General features: G+C 70.5%; 14 protein-coding genes and 5 pseudogenes. 9 read left to right on the top strand and 10 right to left on the bottom strand.

What is annotated here, in order from left to right; translation table 11 throughout:
* From OH735_RS35010 to OH735_RS35000, 3 genes and pseudogenes are all read left to right on the top strand, one after another.
* Positions 1-557, top strand: a pseudogene (locus OH735_RS35010) (alpha-amylase family glycosyl hydrolase); the annotation flags it as partial.
* A 164-nt stretch (positions 558-721) separates the two neighbouring features.
* Positions 722-3,763, top strand: a complete 3,042-nt coding sequence (locus OH735_RS35005; protein ID WP_406385649.1) for an alpha-mannosidase — start codon at positions 722-724, stop codon at positions 3,761-3,763.
* 431 nt (positions 3,764-4,194) lie between these two features.
* The gene (locus OH735_RS35000) at positions 4,195-4,866 is read left to right on the top strand and encodes an HAD family hydrolase (protein ID WP_406385648.1); all 672 of its coding nucleotides are present in this window, start codon (positions 4,195-4,197) and stop codon (positions 4,864-4,866) included.
* Between the two features lie 349 nt (positions 4,867-5,215).
* Here the strand turns inward: OH735_RS35000 and OH735_RS34995 are convergent.
* Positions 5,216-5,680 (bottom strand): annotated as a pseudogene (locus tag OH735_RS34995) (hypothetical protein); the annotation flags it as partial.
* A gap of 138 nt (positions 5,681-5,818) precedes the next feature.
* Between OH735_RS34995 and OH735_RS34990 the strand changes: the two are divergent.
* Complete coding sequence (locus OH735_RS34990) at positions 5,819-6,661, top strand: IS5 family transposase (RefSeq protein WP_406385647.1); 843 nt, start codon at positions 5,819-5,821, stop codon at positions 6,659-6,661.
* 604 nt (positions 6,662-7,265) lie between these two features.
* Positions 7,266-9,401 carry a SpoIIE family protein phosphatase gene (locus OH735_RS34985; RefSeq protein WP_406385646.1) on the top strand — a complete coding sequence of 712 codons (2,136 nt, stop codon included), beginning with the start codon at positions 7,266-7,268 and terminating at the stop codon, positions 9,399-9,401.
* 121 nt (positions 9,402-9,522) lie between these two features.
* Here the strand turns inward: OH735_RS34985 and OH735_RS34980 are convergent.
* The 5 genes and pseudogenes from OH735_RS34980 to uxaC all read right to left on the bottom strand — a co-directional run.
* Positions 9,523-9,792 (bottom strand): annotated as a pseudogene (locus tag OH735_RS34980) (transposase); the annotation flags it as partial.
* Between the two features lie 331 nt (positions 9,793-10,123).
* A pseudogene (locus OH735_RS34975) lies at positions 10,124-10,351 on the bottom strand (NAD(P)-binding domain-containing protein); the annotation flags it as partial.
* Positions 10,352-10,394: 43 nt separating this feature from the next.
* On the bottom strand, positions 10,395-11,951 hold the full coding sequence (locus tag OH735_RS34970) for a gluconokinase (protein ID WP_406385645.1): 1,557 nt from the start codon (positions 11,949-11,951) through the stop codon (positions 10,395-10,397).
* Positions 11,948-13,351, bottom strand: a complete 1,404-nt coding sequence (locus OH735_RS34965; RefSeq protein WP_406385644.1) for a mannitol dehydrogenase family protein — start codon at positions 13,349-13,351, stop codon at positions 11,948-11,950. The genes OH735_RS34970 and OH735_RS34965 overlap by 4 nt, the downstream gene beginning before the upstream one ends.
* Positions 13,348-14,769, bottom strand: a complete 1,422-nt coding sequence (gene uxaC / locus OH735_RS34960) for a glucuronate isomerase (RefSeq protein ID WP_406385643.1) — start codon at positions 14,767-14,769, stop codon at positions 13,348-13,350. Before uxaC ends, OH735_RS34965 begins: the two co-directional genes overlap by 4 nt.
* Positions 14,770-14,868: 99 nt before the next feature.
* On the opposite strand from uxaC, the gene OH735_RS34955 reads away from it, so the two are divergent.
* Positions 14,869-16,173 (top strand): lactate racemase domain-containing protein, encoded by a 1,305-nt coding sequence (locus OH735_RS34955; protein WP_406385642.1) that lies wholly within the window; start codon positions 14,869-14,871, stop codon positions 16,171-16,173.
* Positions 16,174-16,260: 87 nt separating this feature from the next.
* Here OH735_RS34955 and OH735_RS34950 read toward each other — a convergent pair whose 3' ends face one another.
* Entirely contained in the window at positions 16,261-17,325 is a 1,065-nt protein-coding gene (locus tag OH735_RS34950) for a LacI family DNA-binding transcriptional regulator (protein WP_406385641.1), read from the bottom strand.
* Positions 17,326-17,761: 436 nt separating this feature from the next.
* Here OH735_RS34950 and larE point away from each other — a divergent pair, with 436 nt between their 5' ends.
* Both larE and larB read left to right on the top strand, forming a co-directional pair.
* The gene (larE, locus tag OH735_RS34945; protein ID WP_406386867.1) at positions 17,762-18,913 is read left to right on the top strand and encodes an ATP-dependent sacrificial sulfur transferase LarE; all 1,152 of its coding nucleotides are present in this window, start codon (positions 17,762-17,764) and stop codon (positions 18,911-18,913) included.
* Complete coding sequence (gene larB, locus OH735_RS34940) at positions 18,906-19,586, top strand: nickel pincer cofactor biosynthesis protein LarB (protein WP_406385640.1); 681 nt, start codon at positions 18,906-18,908, stop codon at positions 19,584-19,586. Before larE ends, larB begins: the two co-directional genes overlap by 8 nt.
* Positions 19,587-19,607: 21 nt before the next feature.
* Here the strand turns inward: larB and larC are convergent, their stop codons facing one another.
* Entirely contained in the window at positions 19,608-20,843 is a 1,236-nt protein-coding gene (gene larC / locus OH735_RS34935; protein ID WP_406385639.1) for a nickel pincer cofactor biosynthesis protein LarC, read from the bottom strand.
* A 448-nt stretch (positions 20,844-21,291) separates the two neighbouring features.
* On the opposite strand from larC, the gene OH735_RS34930 reads away from it, so the two are divergent.
* Positions 21,292-22,413 carry an IS630 family transposase gene (locus OH735_RS34930; protein ID WP_406385638.1) on the top strand — a complete coding sequence of 374 codons (1,122 nt, stop codon included), beginning with the start codon at positions 21,292-21,294 and terminating at the stop codon, positions 22,411-22,413.
* 285 nt (positions 22,414-22,698) lie between these two features.
* Here the strand turns inward: OH735_RS34930 and OH735_RS34925 are convergent, their stop codons facing one another.
* Both OH735_RS34925 and OH735_RS34920 read right to left on the bottom strand, forming a co-directional pair.
* Positions 22,699-23,763, bottom strand: a complete 1,065-nt coding sequence (locus OH735_RS34925) for a hypothetical protein (protein ID WP_406385637.1) — start codon at positions 23,761-23,763, stop codon at positions 22,699-22,701.
* Between the two features lie 145 nt (positions 23,764-23,908).
* Positions 23,909-24,255, bottom strand: a pseudogene (locus OH735_RS34920) (transposase); the annotation flags it as partial.
* Positions 24,256-24,362: the final 107 nt, after the last annotated feature.

Below are 24,362 nucleotides of genomic sequence, written 5' to 3'. Positions count from 1 at the left end.
ATGCCCCAGCACCCTGCCGATGCCCATGACACCGCCGACCCGGCCGGATCCCCGGCAAACTGGTGGAGAGAGGCCGTCATCTACCGCGTGTACCCGCGCAGTTTCGCCGACGGGAACCGCGACGGCATGGGCGACCTCCCGGGCGTGCGCAGCCGGCTGACTTATCTTGCAGTAGCTCGGCGTCGACGCCCTGTGGCTGAACCCCTTCTACGCCTCTCCACAGGCCGACGCCGGCTACGACATCCGGCCACCGTGCGGTCGAGCCCACGCTCGGCACGCTGTTCGACGCCGACGCGCTGATCCGGGACGCCCACGCGCTCGGGCTGCTCATTATCGTGGACCTCGTGCCCAACCACTCCTCCGACCAGCACGAGTGGTTCCTCCGCGCACTGGAGGAGGGCCCGGGATCGGCGTTCCGGGAGCGGTACCACTTCCACCCTGGCAAGGGCGAGAACGGTGAGCTGCCACCCAACGACTGGACGTCCGTCTTCGGCGGCCCCGCCTGGAACACCACCGATGAGGCGGTACGCATCCCCGCACCCGGGCATCTGCTGCTCGCCGGCTCCCCGGTCGGCCCCACCGACGGCTCCACGGCGCGAGCTTCGAGCCGACCGCGAACACCACGGTGTGGTGGACGTCTGACGCCCCCGTCCCCGCACCACTCCTGACGGCCGGTCGGCCGCAACGAGATCACCGTCCTCCATCGACGACAGAGGAATCCATGCACAGCAAGCGACGCCTCACCGAGCAGCGGCTCGACCGGGTGCTGAACCAGCGCATCCGGCCCGCGGTCCACGCCCGTCCTGTCCCGGTCGAGATCGCGATCTGGAACGTGCCGGGCGAGCCGGTCCCCGTGGCCGACGGCCTGGCCGCACCGTACGAACCCGTGACGCTCGGGCACCGGTGGGGGCCGCCCTGGTCCACGAGCTGGTTCAGGATCAGCGGCAGGGTTCCGCAGGAGTGGGCCGGCCTGCGGGTCGAGGCGGTCATCGACCTCGGCTTCAACGTCACCGGCGCGGGCTTCTCCACCGAGGGCCTGGTCTACCGGGCGGACGGCAGCGTGGTGAAAGCCCTCAACCCCCGCAACGCCTATATCCCGGTCGCCGACCCGGCGGTCGGCGGCGAGGATTTCACCTACTACGTCGAGGCCGCCGCCAACCCCAACCTGGTCGATGACCACATCCCGTCCCGGACCGGGGACCAACCCTCCTGGATTACGGGAGTCGGCCCCGAGAGCGCACCCTTGTACCAGCTGCTCCGACTGGAGTTGGCGGTCTTCGACGCGCAGGTGTGGGAACTCGCCCACGACCTGGACGTCCTCGGGGGGCTCATGCGCGAACTGCCCGAGGCCGACCCCCGCCGCTGGCAGCTCCTGCACACCATCGAGCGGGCCCTGGACGCAGTCGACCTGCAGGACATCGCCGGCAGCGCCACCGCCGCCCGCGAGGTGCTGCGCCCGGCGTTCGCCGCCCCCGCGGCCGCCAGCGCCCACCGCATGTCCGCCGTCGGACACGCCCACATCGACACCGCCTGGCTGTGGCCGCTGCGCGAGACCGTCCGCAAGGTCGCCAGGACGCTCTCCAACGTCACCCATCTCATGGACGACCACCCGGGCTTCCTCTTCGCCATGTCCCAGGCCCAGCAGCTGGCCTGGCTCAAGGAGCACCGCCCCGAGGTTTACGGCCGGGTCCAGGAGAAGGCGAAGAAGGGGCAGTTCCTCCCCGTCGGCAGCCTGTGGGTGGAACCCGACACCAACATCACCGGCGGCGAGGCCCTCGCCCGGCAGCTGATCCATGGAAAGCGCTTCTACCTCGACGAGTTCGGCGTCGAGACCAAGGAGATGTGGCTGCCCGACACCTTCGGCTACAACGCGGCCATGCCGCAGCTGATGAAACTGGCCGGGGTCCGGTGGTTCCTCACCCAGAAGATCTCCTGGAACACCACCAACAAGTTCCCGCACCACACCTTCTGGTGGGAGGGCATCGACGGCACCAGGATCTTCAGCCACTTCCCGCCCGTCGACACCTACAACGCCGAGATCACCGGCACCGAACTCGCCCACGCCGTCAGCAACTTCCAGGACAAGGAGGCAGCCAACAGCTCGCTGCTCCCGTTCGGCTACGGAGACGGCGGCGGCGGCCCCACCCGGGAGATGCTGGCCCGGGCCGAGCGCCTTGTCGACCTGGAGGGCTCGGCCAGGGTCGTCATCGAGAGCCCCGCGGACTTCTTCGAGCGGGCACACGCCGAATACCCCGACGCGCCGGTGTGGCAGGGGGAGCTGTACCTGGAGTTCCACCGCGGCACGCTGACCAGCCAGCTGAGGACCAAGCAGGGCAACCGGCGCAGCGAGCACCTGCTGCGAGAGGCCGAACTGTGGTCGGCGACAGCCGCTGTGCGCACCGGATTCCCGTACCCTTACCAGGCCCTGGACCGACTGTGGAAGACGGTGCTGCTGCACCAGTTCCACGACATCCTGCCCGGCTCCTCCATCGCCTGGGTGCACCGGGAGGCGGAGCAGACCTATGCCGCCGTCACCGCCGAGCTGCGCGCGATCACGGACGCCGCCCAGCGCGCCCTGGCCGGCGAAGGCAACCTGCTCGTGGTCTTCAACGCCGCTCCGTTCGCCCGCGATGGCGTCCCCGCCCTCGGCGCCACGCTCCGGACCCGGTCGCCGGGCCGACCCGTCGCCCCGGCCCCCTGCGGGGACGGCTTCGTGCTGGACAACGGCCTGGTACGCGTCCGGATCGATGCCCAGGGCCTGGTGACCTCGGCGTACGACATCGCGGCCGACCGCGAAGCGCTGGCCCCCGGCGCCGCCGGGGGCCTCCTCCAGCTGCACCAGGACTTCCCCAACGAGTACGACGCCTGGGACATCGACGCCTTCTACCGCAACACCGTTCACAACCTCCTCAACGCCGACTCGGTCAGGGCAGAGGAAGGCGGTGTCCGGATCGTGCGGACCTTCGGTGACTCCCGCATCGAACAGTTGATCTCCCTGTCCAAAGGCTCCCGACGCCTGGACATCGACACCGAGATCGACTGGCACGAGAAGGAGAAGCTCCTCAAGGCCGCCTTCCCAATCGACGTGCGGGCCGACCACTCGAGTGCGGAGATCCCCTTCGGACACGTCCGGCGCCCCACCCACACCAACACCAGTTGGGACGCCGCCAAGTTCGAGATCTGCGCCCACCGCTTCCTGCACCTCGGCGAACGGGGGTGGGGCGCGGCTGTGGTCAACGACTCGACCTACGGGCACGAGGTCACCCGAGACGTCCGCGCCGACGGCGGCACCACCACCACCGTCCGGCTCTCCCTGCTCCGCGCTCCCCGCTTCCCCGACCCGGATGCCGACCAGGGCCACCACCGCCTGCGCTACGGGTTCGTCATCGGCGCCGACATCGCCGACACCGTCCGCGAGGGCTACGCGTTCAACCAGCCGGAGCGCAGCCTCCCCGGCTCGACCGAGGTCCAACCGCTCGTCACCGCGGACAACGAGGCCGTCGTCATCGACACGGTCAAACTTGCCGACGATCGTTCCGGCGACATCGTCGTACGCCTCTACGAGGCCCACGGCGGACGCGCCCGAACCGTCCTGACCGCCGGCTTCCCGCTTGCGTCGGCGGCCGAGACCGATCTGCTGGAGCGCGAACTCGACCCGCGCGAGAACGTGGACGCCGTACAAGCGGACGGTCGAAGGGTGCTCCTGGCACTCCGCCCGTTCCAGATCCTCACTCTTCGGCTGAGGCCCCGGACGGGTGACTGACCGAGACCCTCCGGGACGGGCCGTCTCCACCGCCCGCAGCATGCTGGTGGGATCTCACCCCGCAAGGGTGCGTGGTATCCGGAGACCGGGCAATCCTGTCGGAAAGCCGTCAGAGCCGTCAGAGCCGGTTTCCTGGCAGACCATCCGTCCGTCCGTACCCGCCCCCGGTCCGGACAGCACCGGGGACGCTACAACACGCCACCCCGGCGAGGACGCCGCCTTGAGGGACGCCTTGACCGGGACCGACCTCACCGACGTAGTCCTACGAAGCAATCAGGTCGCAATCCCAATGGCGGTCGAGACGTCGCGGGGCTCCGAGCAGCCGTGATCCTTGAGCCACTCCATCTGCTCCACCATGGCAGCCATGGAGCCCCGGGGCCACCGACCTTACGAGTGATCAGTCAACCCACGACCAAAAAGGTAGGACTGCCGTGCCTGCACTCCCCGCCGCCGTCCTGTTCGACATGGACGGCACGCTGGTCGACACCGAGCACCTCTGGCTCCAGACCACCGCCGAACTCGCCGTCGGCCTCGGCCACACCCTCACCGAGGAGGACCTGCCCGAGGTGCTCGGCCGCGCCGTCGACCACACTGCCGCCCACCTGTACCGCATGACCCGGACCAGTCTCACTGTGGATGCCTTGGCCGAACTCCTCAACGACGCGTTCAGCAGCAAGGTCGCCGTCGAGGTCGTCCCCCGGCCCGGCGCACTGGCGCTGCTCGCCGAACTGAGCGACGCCGGCGTGCCTACCGCGCTGGTCTCGTCCTCTCCCCGCCGCGTAGTAGACCTGGTCCTCGGCAGCCTCGGCGATCACTGGTTCACCGTCACCCTCGCCGCCGAGGACACCGAGCGCACCAAGCCCGACCCCGCCCCCTACCTGGCCGCCGCCGATCGACTCGGGCTGGACCCTGCCGCCTGCGTGGCCGTCGAGGACACTCCGACCGGGGTCGCCTCCGCGCGCGCCGCCGGCTGCTCGGTGCTGGCTGTTCCCTCCATCGTGCCGATCGCCAGGGCCGACCGGATCACCCTGCGGGACAGCCTCGAGCAGGCCGACCTGGCGCTGCTCTCCGCGCTGACCGTGCCGACAACGCCGACCGCCTGATGCCGTCACCCGCTGCCCGGCACAGCCCGCGTTGGTGCCCTGGACGGTGAGTTCGCGGATGAACTCCCCCAGGGCCGCGAAGACATGGAAGACCAGGCCCCCGCCGGGCGTGTTGGCGTCGAGCGCGAGCGTTCGGTGGAACGCTGGCGTCGAGCTTGGCGGGAAGGTGGTCCCCAGGCCCTGCGTTCCGCTGGGCCGGCGAAGGTGCCGGAGTGGGGGCAGGGCCTTGCCTTGCTCCAGGTTGTACGAGGTAGGTAAAACAACCGCAAGCGACCCTCGGTGCTCTCGGCGAAGGCTTTGAGCTTTCTGGACTTGTGGAGGGAGTCCAATACCACCGGACACCGCGGGTTCAACCTGAGTAGTCGCGGCTCTGGACTACATCGAGGCGGCGGCTATCAGGGTCGACCATGACCGCGGTGTCTGAGCCGGAGCAGAGCCTCTTCCATGCTTCCGTTCCTGCGGCGACGGCTGCGTTCCATTCCGACTCGTTCACGTCGAACGGCAGGCCGGCGGTGATACGGGTGATTGCGGTGATCAGATCGGGATCGTTCATGCCGCCCGATTCGGCGGGGATGCTCCGGGCGTAGGTGAGTGCAAGAACGGCTATGGCGTTCTCCGCGCCCTCGTCGCGGTTTCTGGCGGCGGGATAGCGCGGGGAGAAGTCTTCGGGAAGAATCCGCTCGACGTACGGTGCCCCGAGCACGGCGGCGTTTGCGAGGAAGAAGGCGCCGACGTAGCTGTAGCCCGATGTCGTATCTCCCGTTTCCACGAACGGCGTGCCGATGGGCCTCCCCCGTCGATGGAGGCGTGTGACGCGGTTTCCGGCCGGGTTGACGGACTGGCGGAACTAAGAGCTCGCGCAGATAGGCGGCGTGGGCAGCCCCGGCAACAAGGTGGGAACAGGTCCCGGTGATCATGGAACTGCGACGCTCTGTGACCACTGGGGAGATCTGTGCCCGTCCTTCCATCATGGCTGACCGACCCGCTCTGGGATCAATTCGCGGCACTGCTGCCCAAGCGCCCTGCGGTCGATCCGGCCCACCCGCTGGGTTGCCACCGCAGCTGTATCAGCGACCGGATCGTGTTCGACAAGCTGCTCCAGCTCCTGCGGTTCGGCTGCTCCTACCAGGCGATTTCCGACACGACCTGCTCGGCGACCACGATCCGCAACCGCCGCAACGAGTGGATCCGGCTCGGCATCTTCGCCCGACTCAAACAGATCGCGCTTGAGTCCTACGACCGGATCGTCGGGCTCGTGCTCGACCAGATCGCCGTCGACGGCTCCATCACCAAGGCCCCCGGCGGCGGAGAAGCGGCCGGGCGCTCGCCGGTCGACCGCGGCAAACAGGGCCTGAAACGCTCCGGCATGACGGATGGCTATGGGATCCCGCTCGGCAGGGTCCTCGCCGGAGCGAACCGCCACGACTCTCCGCTGCTGGCTCCGACCCTGGACCTGCTGGTGGACCTGGGACCGCTGCCCGAGGCCATCACCGTGCACCTGGACGCCGGCTACGACTCGGACAAGACCCGCGCCGAACTCGCCGCGCGCGGTCTGCACGGCCGCATCGCGCACAAGGGCGAGAAGGTACCGATCCAGGCGAGCCAGCGGTGGCACGTCGAGCGCACCCACGCCTGGCAGAACGCCTTCTACCGGCTCGCCCGATGCTACGAACGCCGTGTCGCGGTCATCGACGCGTTCTTCGACCTCGCCGATACGATCATCACCGTCCGTAGCCTGCTCCGCAGGGCGTGGACGACCCACCGCTGGGACAACCGTCCGAACCGCCGCCCATGAGCGAGTGCCGATCTACGCAGCGTCCGAGTGCAGCAGTTTGGGCATCTTGATGCCGACATGATCGGTACGTATGCCTGCCGACGTATAGGTACGGCCGCCACCGCCCCGGTGGACGTGTGCAGCACGTCGTCACGGCAGTAGAGCATGTTTCCCCTATATGGGCGACGATCGGTATATGGGTGACGATCGGTGTGGCTGGTGCGGAGCTCCACTGCCGGAGTCGGCAGGCCCGGGTCGGCGGTATTGCCGTCAGGCGCATCGGCAGGCGGCCTGGCGAGCCAGGCGTCGCTGGCAGGCGGCGGCGGAGGCGCGGCAGGCGCTGGTGTTCGCGGAAGCGGATCTCCTGACGCAGGTGCAGGCCGCAACCCAGCAGGCGAGCGACTCGCGCCCGGGGCGAGGAGCGGAGGGCTGCCATGTTGCCGCGGTGGCGGAGGTGCCCGGGTTGGCCGGGCAGCTGGTGCGCTGTGCGGTGTTGGCGGACCGACGAACCGGGGCGAGCTGGGCGCAGATCGGTGCTGGCCTGGGCATCAGCGCGGAGGCGGCCAGATGCCGTTTCAGGCGCCTGGAGGGATCCCTGCCTGGTGCCGCTCGTCAGGGTGAGAGCATGAGGGACCTTGCCGGCTTCGGCACTGGCACAGGCTCGGGCACGCATCTACTCTGCGCCACTTTGGACCAGTTCATGCGGGAGACAGACGCTTCCGGGGGCCTGGTATACCTGCTGCCGCCGGGCGAGCGGGTGCTGCGGCTGGCGGTGCTGAGGGGGGTTCCCCGGCAGATCGCCGCGCACTGGACGCAGGTGCCGCTGGCGGCCCGCACCCCGGCGACCGACGCTGTGCGCGAGCGGCGTCTGGTGTGGATAGGCGGCCAGGAAGAGATGGCGCGACACTACCCGCACATGGCGTTCGCGCTGCCCTACCCCTTCTCGGCGGCCGCTGCCCCGATCACCACCGGCACCACCGTCTGGGGCGCCCTGGTGGTGCGGTGGCCCAGCTCGCATCCTTCGCCGCTGACCCGACACGAACGCAACGCGGTCCGTACCTCCTGCCGCCGCCTGGGCCTTCTCCTGCGGCAGGCCGCCGACAGCGGCCACCCGATGCTGCCCGGGTCCGAGCCGCAGGTCCTGGCCCCCCTGCGTGCCCGCGCTCGCGGGCCGACCCAGGAGGCGGCAGCGGCGGACTTCGCCGAGCGCCTGCCCGGAGGATGCTGCACCTTGGACCTTGACGGCCGGATCACCTTCATCACAACCACCGCCGCCGACCTCCTCGGCGCCAGCGCCGTCGACCTGCTGGGCGTCCTGCCCCGGCAGGTCCTGCCGTGGCTGGACGACCCAGTCGTGGAAGACCGCTACCGGGCCGCGGTGCTCAGCCAGGAGGCCACCTGCTTCACTGCCCTGCGCCCACCGGACCGGTGGCTGGCCTTCCACCTGTACCCGGACGTCTCCGGCATCAGCGTCCGCATCGCCCCGGCCTCCCCGTCCCCTGCCTCGGAGACGTCAGAGGTTCTGCACCCCGCACCATCGGCCGCACCGGGTCGGTCGACCGCCCACCACCTCCTGATGCACCTCGCCGCCACGCTGACCGAGGCCGTCGGGGTCATGGACGTGATCGCCCGGATCGATGACCTGGTCCCGACCGCCTTCGAGGCCCAAGCCCTTGCCCTGACGATCGCCGAGGAGGGCCGGCTGCGGATCATCGGTTACCGCGGCTACCCCGCCGAACTCATGGACCGCTTCGACGGCACCCCCCTGGCCTCGGACACTCCTGCCGTGCGTGTCCTGACCAGCGGCGTCCCCAGCTTCTACGCCACCTTCGCGGACCTCAAGCGCGCTTATCCCCCCGCCGTCCTGCAGGACGGCAAGGCCGCCTGGGCCTTCCTGCCCCTGATCACCTCCGGCCGCCCCGTCGGCTCGCTGGTCCTCGCGTACGACCGGCCGCATCCCTTCACGCCCGAGGAACGAGCTGTCCTCACCTCGACCGCCGGGCTGATCGCCCAGGCCCTGGACCGCGCCCGCCTCTACGACGCCAATCAGGCTCTCGCCCACAGCTTGCAAGCCAGCCTGCTGCCCCAAGCACTGCCCCGCGTCCCCGGCCTGGACGTGGCCACCCGCTACCTCCCCACCGCTCACGGCATCGACGTCGGCGGCGACTTCTACGACCTCATTCATCTCGACACCGACCTCGCCGCCGCAGCAATCGGCGACGTCCAAGGCCACAACGTGAACGCCGCCGCCCTCATGGGGCAGGTCCGCACCGCCGTCCACGCCACCGCCGGCGCATCGCCCGGCCAAGTCCTCGCCCGCACCAACCGCCTGCTCACCGACCTTGACCCCGGCCTGTTCACCAGTTGCCTCTACGTCCAGCTCGACCTGGCACGCCACCGCGCCTGCCTGGCCACCGCCGGCCACCCGCCCCCACTCCTGCGCCACCCCGACCTACACACTGAGATCCTTCCGCTGACGCCCGGGCTCCTGCTCGGCATTGACCCCGCGGCCGACTACCCGGAGACCGACATCCCCCTACCGCCCGGGGCCGTGCTTGCCCTGTACACCGATGGACTCGTCGAAACCCCCGGCATCGACATCGAGGACGCCACCGCCGACCTCGCCGCCCAGCTCGCACAGGCCCAGGGCCAGACCCTGGACGCCCTCGCCGACACCCTCATCCACCACGCCCAACGGTCCGCCCCCCGCAACGACGACATCGCCCTGCTCCTCATCCGGCCTCAACAACACGGCCGCTGACACCAAAGGCCCGCCCGGCTCGGCGGGGCTCCAGTTTCCGCCCCGCCGACGCCGCCGGGCTCGGTGAAGCATGCCTCACCGCCGATCGGAGCCGGTGGAAGGCGTTCTGCCAGACGTGCGCGATCTGTTTGAGTCGGGCGAAGACGCCGAGCCGGATCCACTCGTTGCGGCGGTTGCGGATCGTGGTCGCCGAGCAGGTCGTGTCGGAAATCGCCTGGTAGGAGCAGCCGAACCGCAGGAGCTGGAGCAGCTTGTCGAACACGATCCGGTCGCTGATACAGCTGCGGTGGCAACCCAGCGGGTGGGCCGGATAGACCGCAGGGCGCTCGGGCAGCAGTGCTGCGAATTGATCCCAGAGCGGGTCGGTCAGCCATGATGGAAGGACGGGCACAGATCTCCCCAGTGGTCACAGAGCGTCGCAGCTCCATGATCACCGAGACCTGTTCCCACCTTGTTGCCGGGGCTGCCCACGCCGCCTATCTGCGCGAGCTCTAAATACAGAAGATGTCTGTGCTCCTCATCTCCTGGCGCCGGGACGGAGTGTCCAAGCGTTCCTATGGTTCAACAAGTGACTGCGACGTCGGCTACGTTCGGCTCTGCATCCGATTCCGGGGAGGTGGTGGCGGTGTCGAGAAGCTCGGCGCCAGGAAGCCCCGACCTTCTCGGCGTCCTCATGTTCCAGCGCTTGGACGACGACGCCGGCCGCGGCGATGGCGTCCAAGCACCATGATGATCAGCCGCCGCGGCCGCTCCAGCGCGGCGACGAACTCCTCGGCGGAGGAGGCCGGCACGAACGCGCCCTCGTGCCCGAACTTCTCGACCAGCGCCCGGGTCTTTTCGGCGGATCGGTTGTGTATCGCGACGGTGTACCCGTGGCGGGCGAAGTTCCGGGCCAGGTTGCGGCCCATGACTGCCAGGCCGGTGACACCCACGTGTGCCTTGGTCGCCATGGCTGTATCGATCTCCTTGTCCGAAGGGGGGAGCAGGGCTGGGTCAGGAAGGGCCTGACCCCGCGCCGAACAGCGTCGCCACGGGCCGGTAGCAGTCGAGCAGGACCGACACCCCGGCTCGCAGCTGGGCGTACGCCGCGGCGTCGTTGGGGTCGACGGAGACAGGGTCACCCTCGCCCACCGGGAGGACGCCCAGTCGCGCCGGCCCGTCAGCAAGCTCGGTCACCCGGCCGAGGGCGAGCAGCCCCAGTGCGGCCGCGCCGAGCGCGGAGCCTTCGACGTCCCCCGCCGCGTGCACTGGGCGGTTCAGCACGGCGGCGACCACCGAGCGCCACAGAGGGGAGCGGAACGCACCGCCGGTGACCTGCACCGCCTTGACGGGCTCCAGCCGCTCCAGCTCGGTCACGATGGTGGAGAGCTGCAACGCCACGCCCTCCACCGCCGCCCGGACGAAGTGGTCGCGGGTATGCGAGTGACGCACCCCGATGAAGGCTCCGCGCAGGTCCGGATCCCACAGCGGGGCCCGCTCGGCCAACAGGTAGGGCAGCATGACCAGACCGTCACTGCCGGCCGGCGCGCGGGCGGCGAGTTCGAGCAGCTCGGTGTCGGTGGCGGCGCCGCCCGAGGCGGCGAGCAGGTCGCGTCCGAAGACGTCACCGACCCACCGGACGACCACACCGCCGTTGCTGACCGCGCCGCCGACCACCCATGCGGTGTCGGTGAGCGCGTAGCAGAAGAGCCGCCCGTCGGGGTCGGCGAAGGGCTCGCGGACGACCGTGCGCACCGCGCCACTGGTGCCTAGCGACAGTCCGACGATGCCGGGGGCGACGGCGCCGGAGCCGAGGTTGCCCAGCGGGCCGTCGGCTCCGCCTGCCACCACCGGGGTGCCCGGCGGCAGGCCGATGGAGGCGGCGGAGGAGGCGGAGAGGTCCAGCACGGCGGTGGTCGGCAGGATCTCGGGCAGCTGATACGGCGTCACACCGGCGAGATCGAGAGCCGGTGCGCTCCACGAACGGGTGGCCATGTCGAGCATCCCGGTGCCCGAGGCGGAGGAGAGCTCGGTCACCAGTGACTCGGTAAGCAGCTGCAGGACGTAGTCCTTCAACCCGATCCACCAGCGCACCCGGGCGTGCAGTTCCGCCGCCTCGCGGCGGAACCACATCAGCTTGGTGAGCGGCGTCATCGGGTGCACCGGCGCACCGGAGACCCGGTGCAGTTCTGCCGCCCGGCCGGAGTCGCGCAACAGCCGCGCCTCGCCGCGGGCGCGTTCGTCGGCCCAGGTGACCAATGGGGTGAGCGGGTGCCGGTCCGCGTCGAGACCGATCAGCCCGTGCATGGCCGAGCTGAGGGAGACGGCCAGCACGCGGGCCCCGGCGCAGCCGGCGACGCATTCGGCGAGGGCTGCGATCACCGCGGCGCCGATCGCTGCGGGGTCCTGGACCTGCCAGCCGGGCGCGGGCTGCTCCAGGGAGTACTCCCGCTCGGCCGTACACCGCCAGTAGACGTCCACACCGAAGGCGACGGCCTTGACCGCGGTGGTGCCGACATCGAGCCCGATGACGACCTCGGTAGGCGCGGCGGTGTGCGGTGCGGCCGTCATACGGCGGCCAGTGTTTCGGAGTGGGCGAGCACGGCGGTGACAAGCTCCCGGTCGGAGGCGAGGTCAGGGTCAAGGAAGTCCAACACCCTGCGCAGCGCCTCGGGCGGCGGTCCGTCGGCGAGCGGGACGACCTGCGCAGCGGCAGCGTCCAGAACCGGGGCGCCCAGGCCGCGCAGGTGGCAGAGCCAGGCCGCCAGGACCCGCGCGGCGCCCTGCGGGACGACACCCCGGGCACGTTCCTTCCGCAGTATTGGGAGGATGCGCACCGGCACCTTCTGCGAGCCGTCGGCGGCGATCTGGGCCAGGGCGTGCCGGATACGGGGGTTGGCGAAGCGCTCCAGCAAGGCGGCCCGGTACGCCGCGAGGTCGTCGGCGGGCAGGCTCATATGCCTGGACGCCTCGACCCACCACTCCTCCAGCCAAGCGCGGCAGCCCGGGTCGGCGACGGCCTCGGCCACGGTGCGGTGGCCGCGGATGGTGCCGGCGTAGGCGAGCAGCGAGTGCGCGCCGTTGAGTAGCCACAGTTTGCGCTGCTCGTACGGAGTCACATCGGCCACGAAACGCACTCCTGCCGTCTCCCAGCGGGGCCGACCGGCCGGGAAGTCGCCGCTGAGCACCCACTCACTGAACGGCTCGGTCACGACGGGGGCCGAGTCGCGGAGCCCGGTGGTGGCGGCGACGGTGGCACGGTCCTCGTCGGTGGTCGCGGGGGTGATGCGGTCGACCATGCTGGTGACGAACGAGGCGCCCTGGTCGACGACTTCGACCAGCTCCGGACGGCCGGTCTGCTCGGCCAGTTCGCGGACAACCCGTTCGACGGCCTCACCGTTACCGGAGAGGTTGTCGCAGGGGACGATCGCGACCGGCCCGCCACTGGCCTGCCACCGTGCGGAGAGGCCCGCCAGCAGTCGGCCCGCGGCCGTGTGGACGGGTGCCGCGGGATCGGAGCGCAGCGCCGCCAAGTCGGCGGCGACATCGGCCCGGCCGAGGTCGAGGCCGCCGTCGGCGCGGCGGGTGTAGCCGGCCTCGGTGACGGTCAGGGTGACCACGGCGAGGTCGGGGAGCCGCCAGTGGTCGAGCCAGGCGTCGTGGTCACCGCCCGGGTGGGCGGTGGAGAGGCTGGAGACCACGGCGACGTGGTCGCCGTCGCTGCTTCGGGTGGTGAGCGTGTAGAGGCCGTCCTGGGCGACGAGGGCGTCCGCGAGCTCCGGGCGGCGGCCGGTGAACGCCGCGATGCCCCACTGGTCGGCGTCGGGTGCGCGGTCGGTGTACCAGGCCTGATGGGCCCGGAAGAAATTGCCGAGGCCGAGGTGGAGGATCCGCACCGGTGCGGCCGCCCGGCCGTCTCCCGCGGGGCGGGAGAGGAGACGGAGATCGGGCGGTGCCACGGGGGTGTTCACAGCTTGAAGGCCTTTCGCGGGTTGCCGGTCACCAGCTCGACCGCCGTCTCCAGGGCTTCGTCCTCGTCGAGGCGGTGTTCGGCGACGAGTTCGGCGAGCACTCCGCTGTCCAGGCGGCGGGACATGTCGTGCCGCGCCGGGATGGAGCAGAAGGCGCGGGTGTCGTCGATGAACCCGGAGGTGCGGGAGAAGCCGGCGGTCTCGGTGACCGCGCGGCGGTAGCGCCGGATGGCGTCCGGTGCGTCCAGGAACCACCAGGGGGCGCCGGCGTAGATCGACGGGTAGAAGCCGGCGAGCGGGGCGATCTCGCGTGAGAACACCGTCTCGTCCAGTGTGAAGAGGACCAGGTGGAGGCCCGGGTGGGTGCCGTAGCGGGCGAGCAGCGGCTGCAGCGCGTCGGTGAACTCGGCCCGTACGGGGATGTCGTGGCCGGTGTCCGGGCCGAACCCGGCGGCGGTGGGCGTGTGGTGGTCCCGCTGCACCCCGGGGTGCAGCGTCATGACGAGCCCGTCCTCGCAGGACATGCGGGCCATCTCCAGCAGCATGTGTCGGCGGAACGCCGTGCCCTCCGCCCCGTTGGTCTCGCCGGCCAGCGCCGCACGGTAGATGCGGTCTGCCTCGCGGGGGTCGAGGGGGTCGGTGCGGATGTCGCGGTGGCTGTGATCGGCCGAGGTGGCGCCGCGTTCGATGAAGAAGCGCCGGCGCTCCTCCAGAGCGCGCAGGTAGCCGTGGTAGCTGCCGGTGTCCACACCGGCCGCCTCGCCGAGCCGCGCGACGGCCTCCCGCCAGCCCTGCCGGGCGGGTTCGAGGTATCGGTCGGGGCGGAAGGTGGGAATGACGCGCCCGGTCCATGAGGGGTCGGCGGCGAGTGCCTTGTGCGCCAAGAGGTCGTCGCAGGGGTCGTCGGTGGTGGCCAGCACCTCGATGCCGAAGCGCCGGAAGAGTGCCCGGGGGTGGAAGTCGTCGCTGCGTAGCCGGTCGGCGATCAGGTCGTAGAGCCGGTCGGCGTTGTCCGCGTCGGGTCGTTCGGTGAGGCCGAAGATCTCGGACAACTCGGAGTCGAACCAGTAGCGCACGGGGGTGCCCCGGAAGGCCGGCCAGTGGCTGCACAGGTGGCGCCAGACCGTGCGGGACTCGGCCTCGGGCAGCGGGCCGCGTCCCACGCCGAGCTCCTCCAGTGGGACGCCTTGGGCGTGCAGCAGCCGGGTCACGTAGTGATCCGGGGTGACCAGCAGGCTCGCCGGGTCGGCGAATGGTGTGTCCTCGACCAGCAGCTGCGGGTCGACGTGGCCGTGCGGCGAGACGATCGGCAAGTCGCGCACGGCCTCGTACAGGCTGCGGGCGACGGCACGGACACCCGGGTCGGGCGGGAATAGACGATCGGGGTGCGGTTGGAGTGCGGCAGATGAGCGCGGCATGGGGGGATTCTCTGGGCCTGGCGAGGTATCCAGCAATCGGTTGCCATCAATTGCCGCACAGCCTTGCGGGCCGAGCCGCGGCACGGTCATGGTGCAGGTATGAGCGATACAGCACACCTGGTGGCCGGCCACAGCACCGGCGAAGCAGTGACGCGGGCCGCGCGTATCGGAGGCCCCGACGTGGTCCTCACCGACGAGCAGGTGACGGACTTCGTCGCGGAGCAGCTCGCCGCCGTCGACCTGGACGGCAAGAGTGTCTGCGTGGTGGTGCCCGATGGCACCCGCAGCTGCCCGCTGCCGCTGCTGCTCTCCGCCGTGCACGGAGCGCTGTCCGGGCGGGTGAGCCGACTGACCGGGCTGATCGCCCTGGGCACCCACGCGGCCATGGGCGAGCGGGAGCTGGGTGCCCATCTGGGCTGTCCCGAGGGTGGACTGGAGGAGCGCTACCCGGGCCTGACGGTGCTCAACCACGCGTGGTGGGAGCCGTCCACGTTCGCCTCGCTCGGCACCATCTCCGCCGACCGGGTCGGCGAGCTCTCCGGCGGGCTGCTGCACCACGGCGCCGAGGTGCGGCTGAACCGGGCCGTGGTGGAGCATGATGTGGTGCTGGTGGTAGGACCAGTCTTCCCGCACGAGGTGGTCGGGTTCTCCGGCGGTAACAAGTACTTCTTCCCAGGCGTGGCCGGCGCCGACATCATCGACTTGTCGCACTGGCTGGGCGCCCTGATCAGCAGCGCCGAGATCATCGGGACGCGCGGCATCACCCCGGTGCGGGCGCTGATCGACGAGGCTGCCGCGCTGATCCCGAGCCGGCGCCTCGCGCTGTGTGTGGTCGCCCAGTCGGGCTCCGGGGCGCTGCACGCCGCGTCGTTCGGCACTCCGGAGGAGGCCTGGGCGGCGGCTGCCGACGTCTCGGCCGAGACCCATGTCCGCTACCTGGACGCACCCGTCAAGCGGGTGCTGTCGATCATGCCCGAGAAGTATGAGGACATCTGGACCGCGGCCAAGGGCTTCTACAAGCTGGAGCCGGTGGTCGCCGACGGCGGCGAGGTCATCCTCTACGCGCCGCACGTGCGGGAGATCTCTGCGATGCACCCGGAGATCGCGGAGATCGGCTACCACTGCCGCGACTACTTCACGAAGCAGTGGGACCGGTTCAAGGGCCTGCACTGGGGCGTCCTGGCCCACTCCACCCACCTGCGCGGCGCCGGCACCTGGGACGAGCAGCACGGCGAACGACTCCGAGTCACCGTCACCCTGGCCACCGGCATCCCCGAGGAGGTCGTCCGCGGCGCCAACCTGAACCACCTCGCCCCGTCCGAGGTGGACATCGAGGCATTCACCGCCGACCCGGACACCCTGGTGGTTCCCCGGGCCGGCGAGGTCCTGTTCCGGCTCCGCTGAACAGTAGGCCTGACCAGCGGGCCTTCGTCCCGCAGGCAGCAACCCCGCCGGTTGACCGCGAGCGCATGGTCCGCCGGGGAGGGCCTGTCACCGCGGGCCAGGGGCGGGACAGCCCGGGGCTGCGGGACGGGCCTGCCCCCGACCGCGCGGGGCGGTGGACCCGCGTACCACCAGCCGGGTCGGCAGTACCATCGGTCGGCCGGTGCTCGCACGGGCACCGCCCAGGACCGAGAGCAGATCGCGGACCGCCGTGTGCCCCTGGACCCGCAGCGGTGCCGCTACCGTGGTCAGGCCCGGGGTAACCAGCTCCGCGCCGAAGATGTTGTCGAAGCCGACGACGCTGACGTCCTGAGGCACTCGCCGCCCCGCCGCCTGCAGGCCGCGCATCAGGCCGATCGCCAGCTGGTCGTTGTAGGCGATGACGGCCGACGTCCCGTGGCGGCCGAGCTCCTCGGCGGCCATGGTCCCTCCGACGACCGTCGGCGGGTACGGCCCGGTCCGGTGCACCCGGAGCTGCAGCTCTGCTGACACTTCGCGCAGTGAGCGCCACCGCATGCCGTCCGCCCACGACGCCTCCGGTCCGGAGACGTAGGTGACGGTACGGTGCCCCAGGTTCGCCAGGTGCTGGACAGCCAGCCGCATTCCGTGGACGTTGTCGGTGACGACGCTCGGCACGTCGGCGACGTGCCGGTTGAGCACGATCATCGGCCGCTGCTTGGCGGTCATGCGGATCGCCGAGTCCGACATCCGCGAGCTGGCGAGGACGACTCCCTCCACGGTCGGCAGTGCCCGCTCCAGCGCCTCCCGCTCCAGCCGGTCCGACTCCTGGGCGTCGACCAGCAGGATGACGTACCCCGCCTCGGCTGCGGCGGACTGTGCACCGCGGATGATCTCCCCGTAGAACGGGTTGGTGATGTCCAAGATCACCAGGGCGAGCATTGAGGTGCGCCCGGTGGGCAACGCGCGGGCCAGCGGGTTGGTGCGGTAGCCGAGGTCGGCGGCGACCTGCCGGATCCGCTCGGCGGTCTCGGCGTTCACCCGGCCTGGCCGGGAGAAAGCCCGGGAGACCGTCGAGGCGGCCACCCCCGCGGCCCGTGCGACATCGTAGATCGTCGGCGGGCGCCGCCCCGCGGATGGGGTTGGTTCGGCCACGGGTTCACCTGCTCCGTCCTTGGACGTGCGCGACAACAGATGGCAACCGCTTGTCGTTCGCGTGTCGCATCAGCTTAATGGGAACTCAAATCCGCGTGACAGCGGCAAGGACGCCGCTTGGGAGAGGCAGGAGAGACGGGATTGCACATGCTGTGCCTGAGCACCCTCGTCTACCTGGTCGGCATGTTCTCCCTGTCGGGCGTCGGCGTCTTCTCCGCCCGGGACGTGCTCGGCAACGCCGATCTCTACATCCTGCTGGCCGTGATCACCACCGCGAAATTCTTCCTCGTGGCCCCGCTCGCACCGCGGGTGGTGGAACGGATCGGTAAGCCGCCTACCCGGCCGGCGGGGCCATGTCGATCGTCGGCGGCCTCGGCGTGCTGCTGGCCCCGGCCCATCCTGTCGGGCTGCCGATCACCGTCTGGCCGTGGCAGGGATGGGCACCGCCTCGGTCAACACCATCATGTGGGCGCTGGAGGCCGACACCGTCGAGTGGCGCTCCGGCAGCCGCACCGAGGGCACCACCTACGCGGTCTTCTCCGCACCGGGTCCGCACCACTCGCGCAGGCCCACGCCGACCCCCTGGCCAGGGCGTCGCCGACCCGGTGACTTTCCCGCGGCTGAGGCGCCCGCCCCTGCGCCGGGCACCGCAGCCGCACCCCGGACACGACTGCGGACGGGGCGAGTGACCATGTGCAGCCGGTACAAGGAGGAGAACATGACCACCAGAACGCCGCCCGGCCTCACGGGCGCCGACTCCGAGGCCGCGGACCGGGTCGCCGCGCTGCTGCACGGAGCCGCCCCTATCGGCGTCGCCTTCTCCGGCGGTGTGGACTCCTCGCTGCTGCTCGCCCTGGCCGTGCGTGCCCTCGGACCGGAGCAGGTCGTGGCGGTGCTGGGGGTCTCTCCCAGCCTGGCCGCGGACGAGCGCTCTGCGGCCCACCGGGTGGCGGCGTTCATCGGCGCCCGCGTGGTGGAGGTCGCCACCCACGAGGGCGCGCTGGCGGCTTACCGGGCCAACGGCCCGGACCGCTGCTTCCACTGCAAGAACGAGCTCTTCACGCGGATCTCCGACGAGGTCGTGGCGGCGTACGGACTTGCCGCGGTCGCCTACGGGGAGAACGCCGACGACGCCCTGCGCCCGGACCGCGCGGGCAGTCGGGCGGCCACCGAGCACCGGGTGCTCCGCCCGCTCGCCGACGCCGGCCTGGACAAGGCGGCGGTGCGCCGGATCGCGCGGGCACTGGAGCTGCCGTGCGCCGACAAACCAGCCGCCCCGTGCCTCGCCTCCCGCATCCCGCACTTCGAAGAGGTCTCACCGGAGAAGCTCGCCCAGATCGAGCAGGCCGAGAAGGCTTTGCGAGAGCTGGGCTTCTCTGACTCCCGGGTCCGCCACCACGGCGACGTCGCGAGGATCGAGCTGCCGACGGCCGAGATCCCGCGCGCCGTCTCCGACAGAATGCGCGAGGCTCTGCTGCTGGCCGTCAGGGAGGCGGGGTTCCGCACGGTCACCGTGGACCTCGCCGGTATCCAGTCCGGCGCCTTCACCCTGCCGCTGGTGGGGGGCAAGGAAACCCGTCGTGGCTGACGCCTGGGAGCCGCCGGAGTCCCTCGCAGCCTTCGCCGAACTGGACCACGACCGGGCCGGGCGGCGCGGCTACCCCGAGGCCGTGTACTGCGAGGGCAAGACGCCCGAGCAGGTCGCCGTGATCGCCGCCGCGGTCCGCCGCCGGAGCGCGGGCACGCTGTTCACCCGGGCGAATCCGGAGCACGCCAAGGCGGTCTTGGGCGAGGTCCCGGACGCCCGCTACGACGAGGAGGCTCGGCTGTTGGCCTGGCCACCGGAGCCACCCGCCGCCTCGGGCGGACTGGTCGTCGTGGTCGCCGCTGGAACCTCCGACCTGGCGGTGGCCCGCGAGGCCCTACTGACTGCGCGGCACCTGGGGCGTGCGTGCGAGTTGGTCGTCGATGTCGGGGTGGCGGGGTTGCACCGCATCCTGGGCCGACTGGAGCTGCTGCGCAGTGCTCGCGCAGTGGTGGTGGTCGCGGGCATGGACGGCGCGCTGCCGAGCGTCGTGGCCGGGCTGGTCTCGGCTCCGGTGGTGGCAGTGCCCACGTCGGTGGGGTACGGCGCGGCGTTCGGTGGACTCGCGCCGCTACTGGCGATGCTCAACGCCTGCTCCCCGGGCGTTGCTGTCGTCAATATCGACAACGGCTACGGTGCCGGCCACCTGGCCGCCCAGATCACCGCCCCCGCCTGACGGCGCCGCGCGCCGGACCACTCAGCGGTGGTCGGCGCGGCCGGGCGGCACGGCCGCGCCCGGCACCAGGCCATTGGCGAGGGCCGCGGCAACGGCGGCTTCGAGCACGGTGCGGACCGGGAGCGCCCGGTCGGCGGCCAGTGCAGCGACATCGTCGAACTCGGGCGTCGCCTGGACGACCCTGCCGCAGCGGTGGGCGACCTTGACCGGGACGGTGGCGCCGAGCAGCGGAACCTCCACCCAGGTACGCTCCAGGGCCGTCTTGCGCACGGCCGTCTCGCGCACCCCGATGGTGCTCGTCTCGTGGAAGATCAGGTCGCGCAGGGCATCGACGCGCTCGTCCGGGGCCAGCACGCGCAGGGTGTGCGCCGGGCGGCCCTTCTTCATCAGGATCGGCACCAGCCAGGCGTCCGACGCACCGGCCCGCAGCAGGGAGGTGAGCACGCCGGGCCAGACCCGCGGGTCCAGGTCGTCGACGTTGGCCTCTAGGACGACGGCCGACCCGGGGTCGGCCGGCCCGGCGGCGCCGTCGTCGGTCCCGATCACGACGCGCACCACGTTGGGGCGGCCGGGGGTGTCCTTGCTGCCCGCCCCCACCCCCGACCTGCCGACCCGCATCCGGGGCAGGTCGGAGCATTCCTCGGCCAGCGCGGTGACCAGGGCCATCCCGGTCGGTGTGGCCAGCTCGCCGTCCCCGCCGCCGAACACCTGCCAGCCGGCGGCGAGTTCGAGCACTGCGGGTACGGGCACCGGGATGCTGCCGTGCGTCGCACGGACCTGACCGGAGCCGACGGCCACGGCGCTCGCCGCCAGCCGAGTGACCCCCAGCTCATGCAGTGCGGCGCAGACGCCGACGACGTCCGCGATGGAGTCCCAGGCGCCGACCTCGTGGAAGTGCACCTCGTCGGCCGGCACGCCGTGCACCCGTCCCTCCGCCTCCGCCAGCCGCGCGAACACAGCCAGCGCACCCGCACATACGGATTCCGGAAGCTCCGCGCACTCCAGCAGCCCGCGGATCGACCGCCAGGTACGATGCGGCGGGTTCCCCACCAGCGCCTCGACCTCCATCTTGGTCGCCCGCATGCCACAGCGGGTCACTTGCGCCCGCGACAGGCGCACCGAGGACGCCACCACCGCGTCGACCGCGGCCTGCACTGTCTCCAGCGAGGCTCCCGCATCGACCAGTGCACCCAACAGCATGTCTCCAGCAACGCCCGCGGTCGCATCGATCCAGGCGACTCGGGCAGAGGGATTCATAGGGCAGTCTCCGGTCGGCGGCGCGGCCGTAGATCTACTTCCCGACCGGTTACCTAGCTTACTTCTCCTGGCCGTGCCCTACGACGCTGATGGGGACATGCATCCGCGGCCGCGCCTTCGCCACCCGGGCCGAGGCGAACCTGGCGCTGTTCGAGTACATCAATGAATGATGTAACTCCCGGCGCATCCAGAAGCGGCTCGGCTACCTCAGTCCGATCAAAGAAGCACTACGCCGACCAGGCAACGGCCGAACGAACGAACCTGAAACCCCGTCACCCCCTCCTGGCCAGCTGATCAGTATCTCCCGCGGGCCGGGGGACCCGCCGCGAGTATCGCCGGCAAACGTGCGCCCGCCCGGCCCGTAGTGCCGTGACCGCATTGGTTCGCCGGGTTGGGAGTCGTGGCGGTTGGATGTGCAGTGACGTCCGATCCGATGGCTGGGGGTGTGGTGGCTGAGCCTGTCCGTGTGCGCAGGTTGACCGACCAGGAGGGGCAGAAGCTGCAGCAGATCGTGCGCCGGGGCAGCACCAGTTCGGTGCGCTACCGGCGCGCGATGATGCTGCTGGTCTCGGCCGGCGGGAACCGGGTCCCGGTGATCGCGAAGCTGGTCCAGGCCGACGAGGACACCGTCCTCGACGTGATCCACCGGTTCAACGAGATCGGCCTGGCCTGCCTGGACCCTCAGTGGGCGGGAGGCCGTCCCCGCCTGCTCAGCCCTGACGATGAGGACTTCGTCATCCAGACGGCCACTACCCGCCCGGCCAAGCTCGGCCAGCCCTTCACTCGCTGGTCCATCCGCAAACTCGCCGCCTACCTGCGGAAAGTGCATGGCCGCGTAATCCGGATCGGCCGCGAGGCGTTACGGTGCCTGCTGGCCCGCCGCAGTGTCACCTTCCAGCGGACCAAGACGTGGAAGGAGTCCCCGGACTCCGAGCGCGATGCGAAGCTGGACCGGATTGAGGAGGTCGTGGGCCGCTTCCCGGACCGGGTCTTCGCGTTCGACGAGTTCGGCCCGCTCGGGATCCGGCCCACCGGCGGCAACTGCTGGGCTCAGCGGAAACACCCCGACCGGCTGCCGGCCAACTACCACCGAACCCACGGTGTGCGGTACTTCCACGGTTGCTACTCCATCGGCGATGACACCCTGTGGGGCATCAACCGGTGCAAGAAAGGAGCCGCCAACACGCTGGCCGCACTGAAGTCGATCCGCGCCGCCCGACCTGAAGGCGCCCCAATCTACGTGGTTCTGGACAATCTGTCCGCCCACAAAGGCGAAGACATCCGACGCTGGGCGAAGAAGCACAAGGTCGAGCTGTGCTTCACTCCGACCTACGCGTCTTGGGCGAACCCGATCGAGGCGCACTTCGGACCGCTGAGGCAGTTCACCATCGCCAACTCCAACCACCCCAACCACACCGTGCAGACCCGGGCCCTGCACGCCTACCTGCGGTGGCGCAACGCCAACGCCCACCACCGCGATGTTCTGGCCGCCGAACGTAAGGAACGGGCGCGCATCCGCAGCGAGAAAGGCATCCGTTGGGGCGGACGCCCTCTTGAAGCTGCAGCCTGACCAGACGGGTGAATCTATGGTCAGAGCGTCAAGGACGCGTGCAAGACATCAAACATGCCGCGAAGTTCGGTGGCGTCGATCGGATCGATTTCCATTTCTGCGGTCTCTCCATCATCACGCCCTCCGACACCCAAGCCCTCCGACCGTGATCTTATACGCGCCTCTCCGCGCCGCGAGAGGTCTTCACACTCCAACCGCCTCGCAGGCCAAACCGGCGAACCTATGCGGTCACAGCACGGTGCTATGACCGCATAGGTTCGCCGGCTCGGGCGGTGCCGTGCCGGGTCAGCGACGCCGCCCGAGCCGTCCGAACCGCCTGAGCAGTGCGGACGGCGGAATGTCCACCGGCCGGGTGGTCAGGTGCCAGGAGCCGCCGCCGCGGTCTTCCTGGATGACCAGGAAGCCGGGGCGGGGTAGACGCAGCGTATAGCGCCCCTCGCCCACGCCGAGCTCAAGATCGCCCCGGCTCCAGTCGTAACCGGGAATATTCCTGGGCCATGCGAGTGGGCGGCAATCGCAGTCGGGCCAGGACCGCAGGCACTGGCCGCACACGTAGCGGACCTGCCACTGGAAGCCGGTCCGGAACTGGACGGTGAGCACTGCCGGGCCGCCGTTGTAGCGGAGCACCTCGTCACCGCGGCCGTGGTGTTCGTGGGCGAGCGTGGTCGCAGCCGACAGCGGGACGACCCGGATCGACCAACGGTGGTCATTCCAGCTGTAATCGGTGGTGACGGTCAGGTGGGTGGCGTCCGCGGGCAGGTAACAACGGCCGTGGTACTCGCCGCTGATCCAGATCAGCTTCCCGCCGGTGGGGGTCCCACCCTCGGTGCGCGTTACGGTCGCAACGTCGAAGCCGCCGTTGCCGGTGACATCGACCTCCACCAAGGCAGGACGGCCGGGCTCGGGGCGGTCGATGAGCACCTCGGTCGTGCCGTCGCCGTAACCGGTGTACACATGGCGCTCACCGGTGCCGGTGAGCGGCCGCGGGCGGCCGGGGCCGGCGGTCGGCGGGAGAGCGTCAATCGGGACGGGTTGGCCATGGCGCCGGGCGTCAAGACGGATCATGGCCGCGCGACCGTCGCGCAGGGCGGTCAGCGCGTCGTGTACCGTCCGCGCCGCACTGGCCCGATCGTACGCCGCCAACGCCGCCCGGTACTCCTTCAGAACGGCGGGGATGGCATCGGGGCCGTTGACATCGAACTCCAAGGCGGCCATCTCCTCCCCGAAGACGGTCACCGACTCCTCTACCACTGCGGGCAGTTCCACCGCGGTGCGCCAGCGCCGGCGCAACATCAGGTAGAGCCCGCCCATCCCCAGGCCAAGCAGGAGACTCACCGCATAGCCGATCACGCCCGTCATCCTCGCACAGGCGTCCACCACTCAACAGGACTCAGCACCCGGCGTAATTGATCTGCTGCAGCTTCCACCTTCCAACCGCTCCAACCGCCGACCCGGCGGACCAATCCGGTCACAGCACTAGGTTCTGTCTCTCCGATCATGATCGGAGCCAGATGATTAGTGCAGCGGCGGTCACGGTGCCGAGGTAGACGTATCCGCGCTTGTCGTAGCGGGTAGCTACGGCCCGGAACTGTTTCAGCTTGTTGATCGCCGCTCGACGACGTTGCGCTTCTTGTACCGCTCCTTGTCGAAACCCGGTGGCCGCCCGCCGTGTGAACCCCGCCGCAGGCGGGCCGTCTTGTGGTCCTTCTTCTCAGGGATCACGTGCCGGATGCCGCGCCGACGCAGGTAGGCGCGCGTCTTTCGGTTGCTGTATGCCTTGTCGGCTGCGACGCTGTCCGGGGTGCAGCGTGGGCGCCCCCGACCGGTGCGTGGGACGCGGATCTTCTCTAAGAGGGTGTTAAGTCCCGTTCCTGATGATGTGGTGTCGCTCTTTCGTGGGTGATGGGTCGGTTCCGCCCTCGCTTCATGTCGTGTGCATGATGGGGTCG

The organism is Streptomyces sp. NBC_01618, assembly GCF_045209435.1.
Classification (GTDB): domain Bacteria; phylum Actinomycetota; class Actinomycetes; order Streptomycetales; family Streptomycetaceae; genus Streptomyces.
Note: the sequence above shows the minus strand (reverse complement) of the source record. Positions and strands in the feature narration are given on the sequence as shown.

Bases quoted from the DNA above. Each gene is read 5' to 3' on its own strand.
- OH735_RS34955 (WP_406385642.1), top strand. From the start codon at position 14,869: ATGAGCGATACAGCACACCTGGTGGCCGGCCACAGCACCGGCGAAGCA.
- OH735_RS34985 (WP_406385646.1), top strand. From the start codon at position 7,266: ATGAGGGACCTTGCCGGCTTCGGCACTGGCACAGGCTCGGGCACGCAT.
- OH735_RS35005 (WP_406385649.1), top strand. From the start codon at position 722: ATGCACAGCAAGCGACGCCTCACCGAGCAGCGGCTCGACCGGGTGCTG.
- larE (WP_406386867.1), top strand. From the start codon at position 17,762: ATGGGCACCGCCTCGGTCAACACCATCATGTGGGCGCTGGAGGCCGAC.
- OH735_RS34970 (WP_406385645.1), bottom strand. From the start codon at position 11,951: ATGACGGCCGCACCGCACACCGCCGCGCCTACCGAGGTCGTCATCGGG.
- larC (WP_406385639.1), bottom strand. From the start codon at position 20,843: ATGAATCCCTCTGCCCGAGTCGCCTGGATCGATGCGACCGCGGGCGTT.
- uxaC (WP_406385643.1), bottom strand. From the start codon at position 14,769: ATGCCGCGCTCATCTGCCGCACTCCAACCGCACCCCGATCGTCTATTC.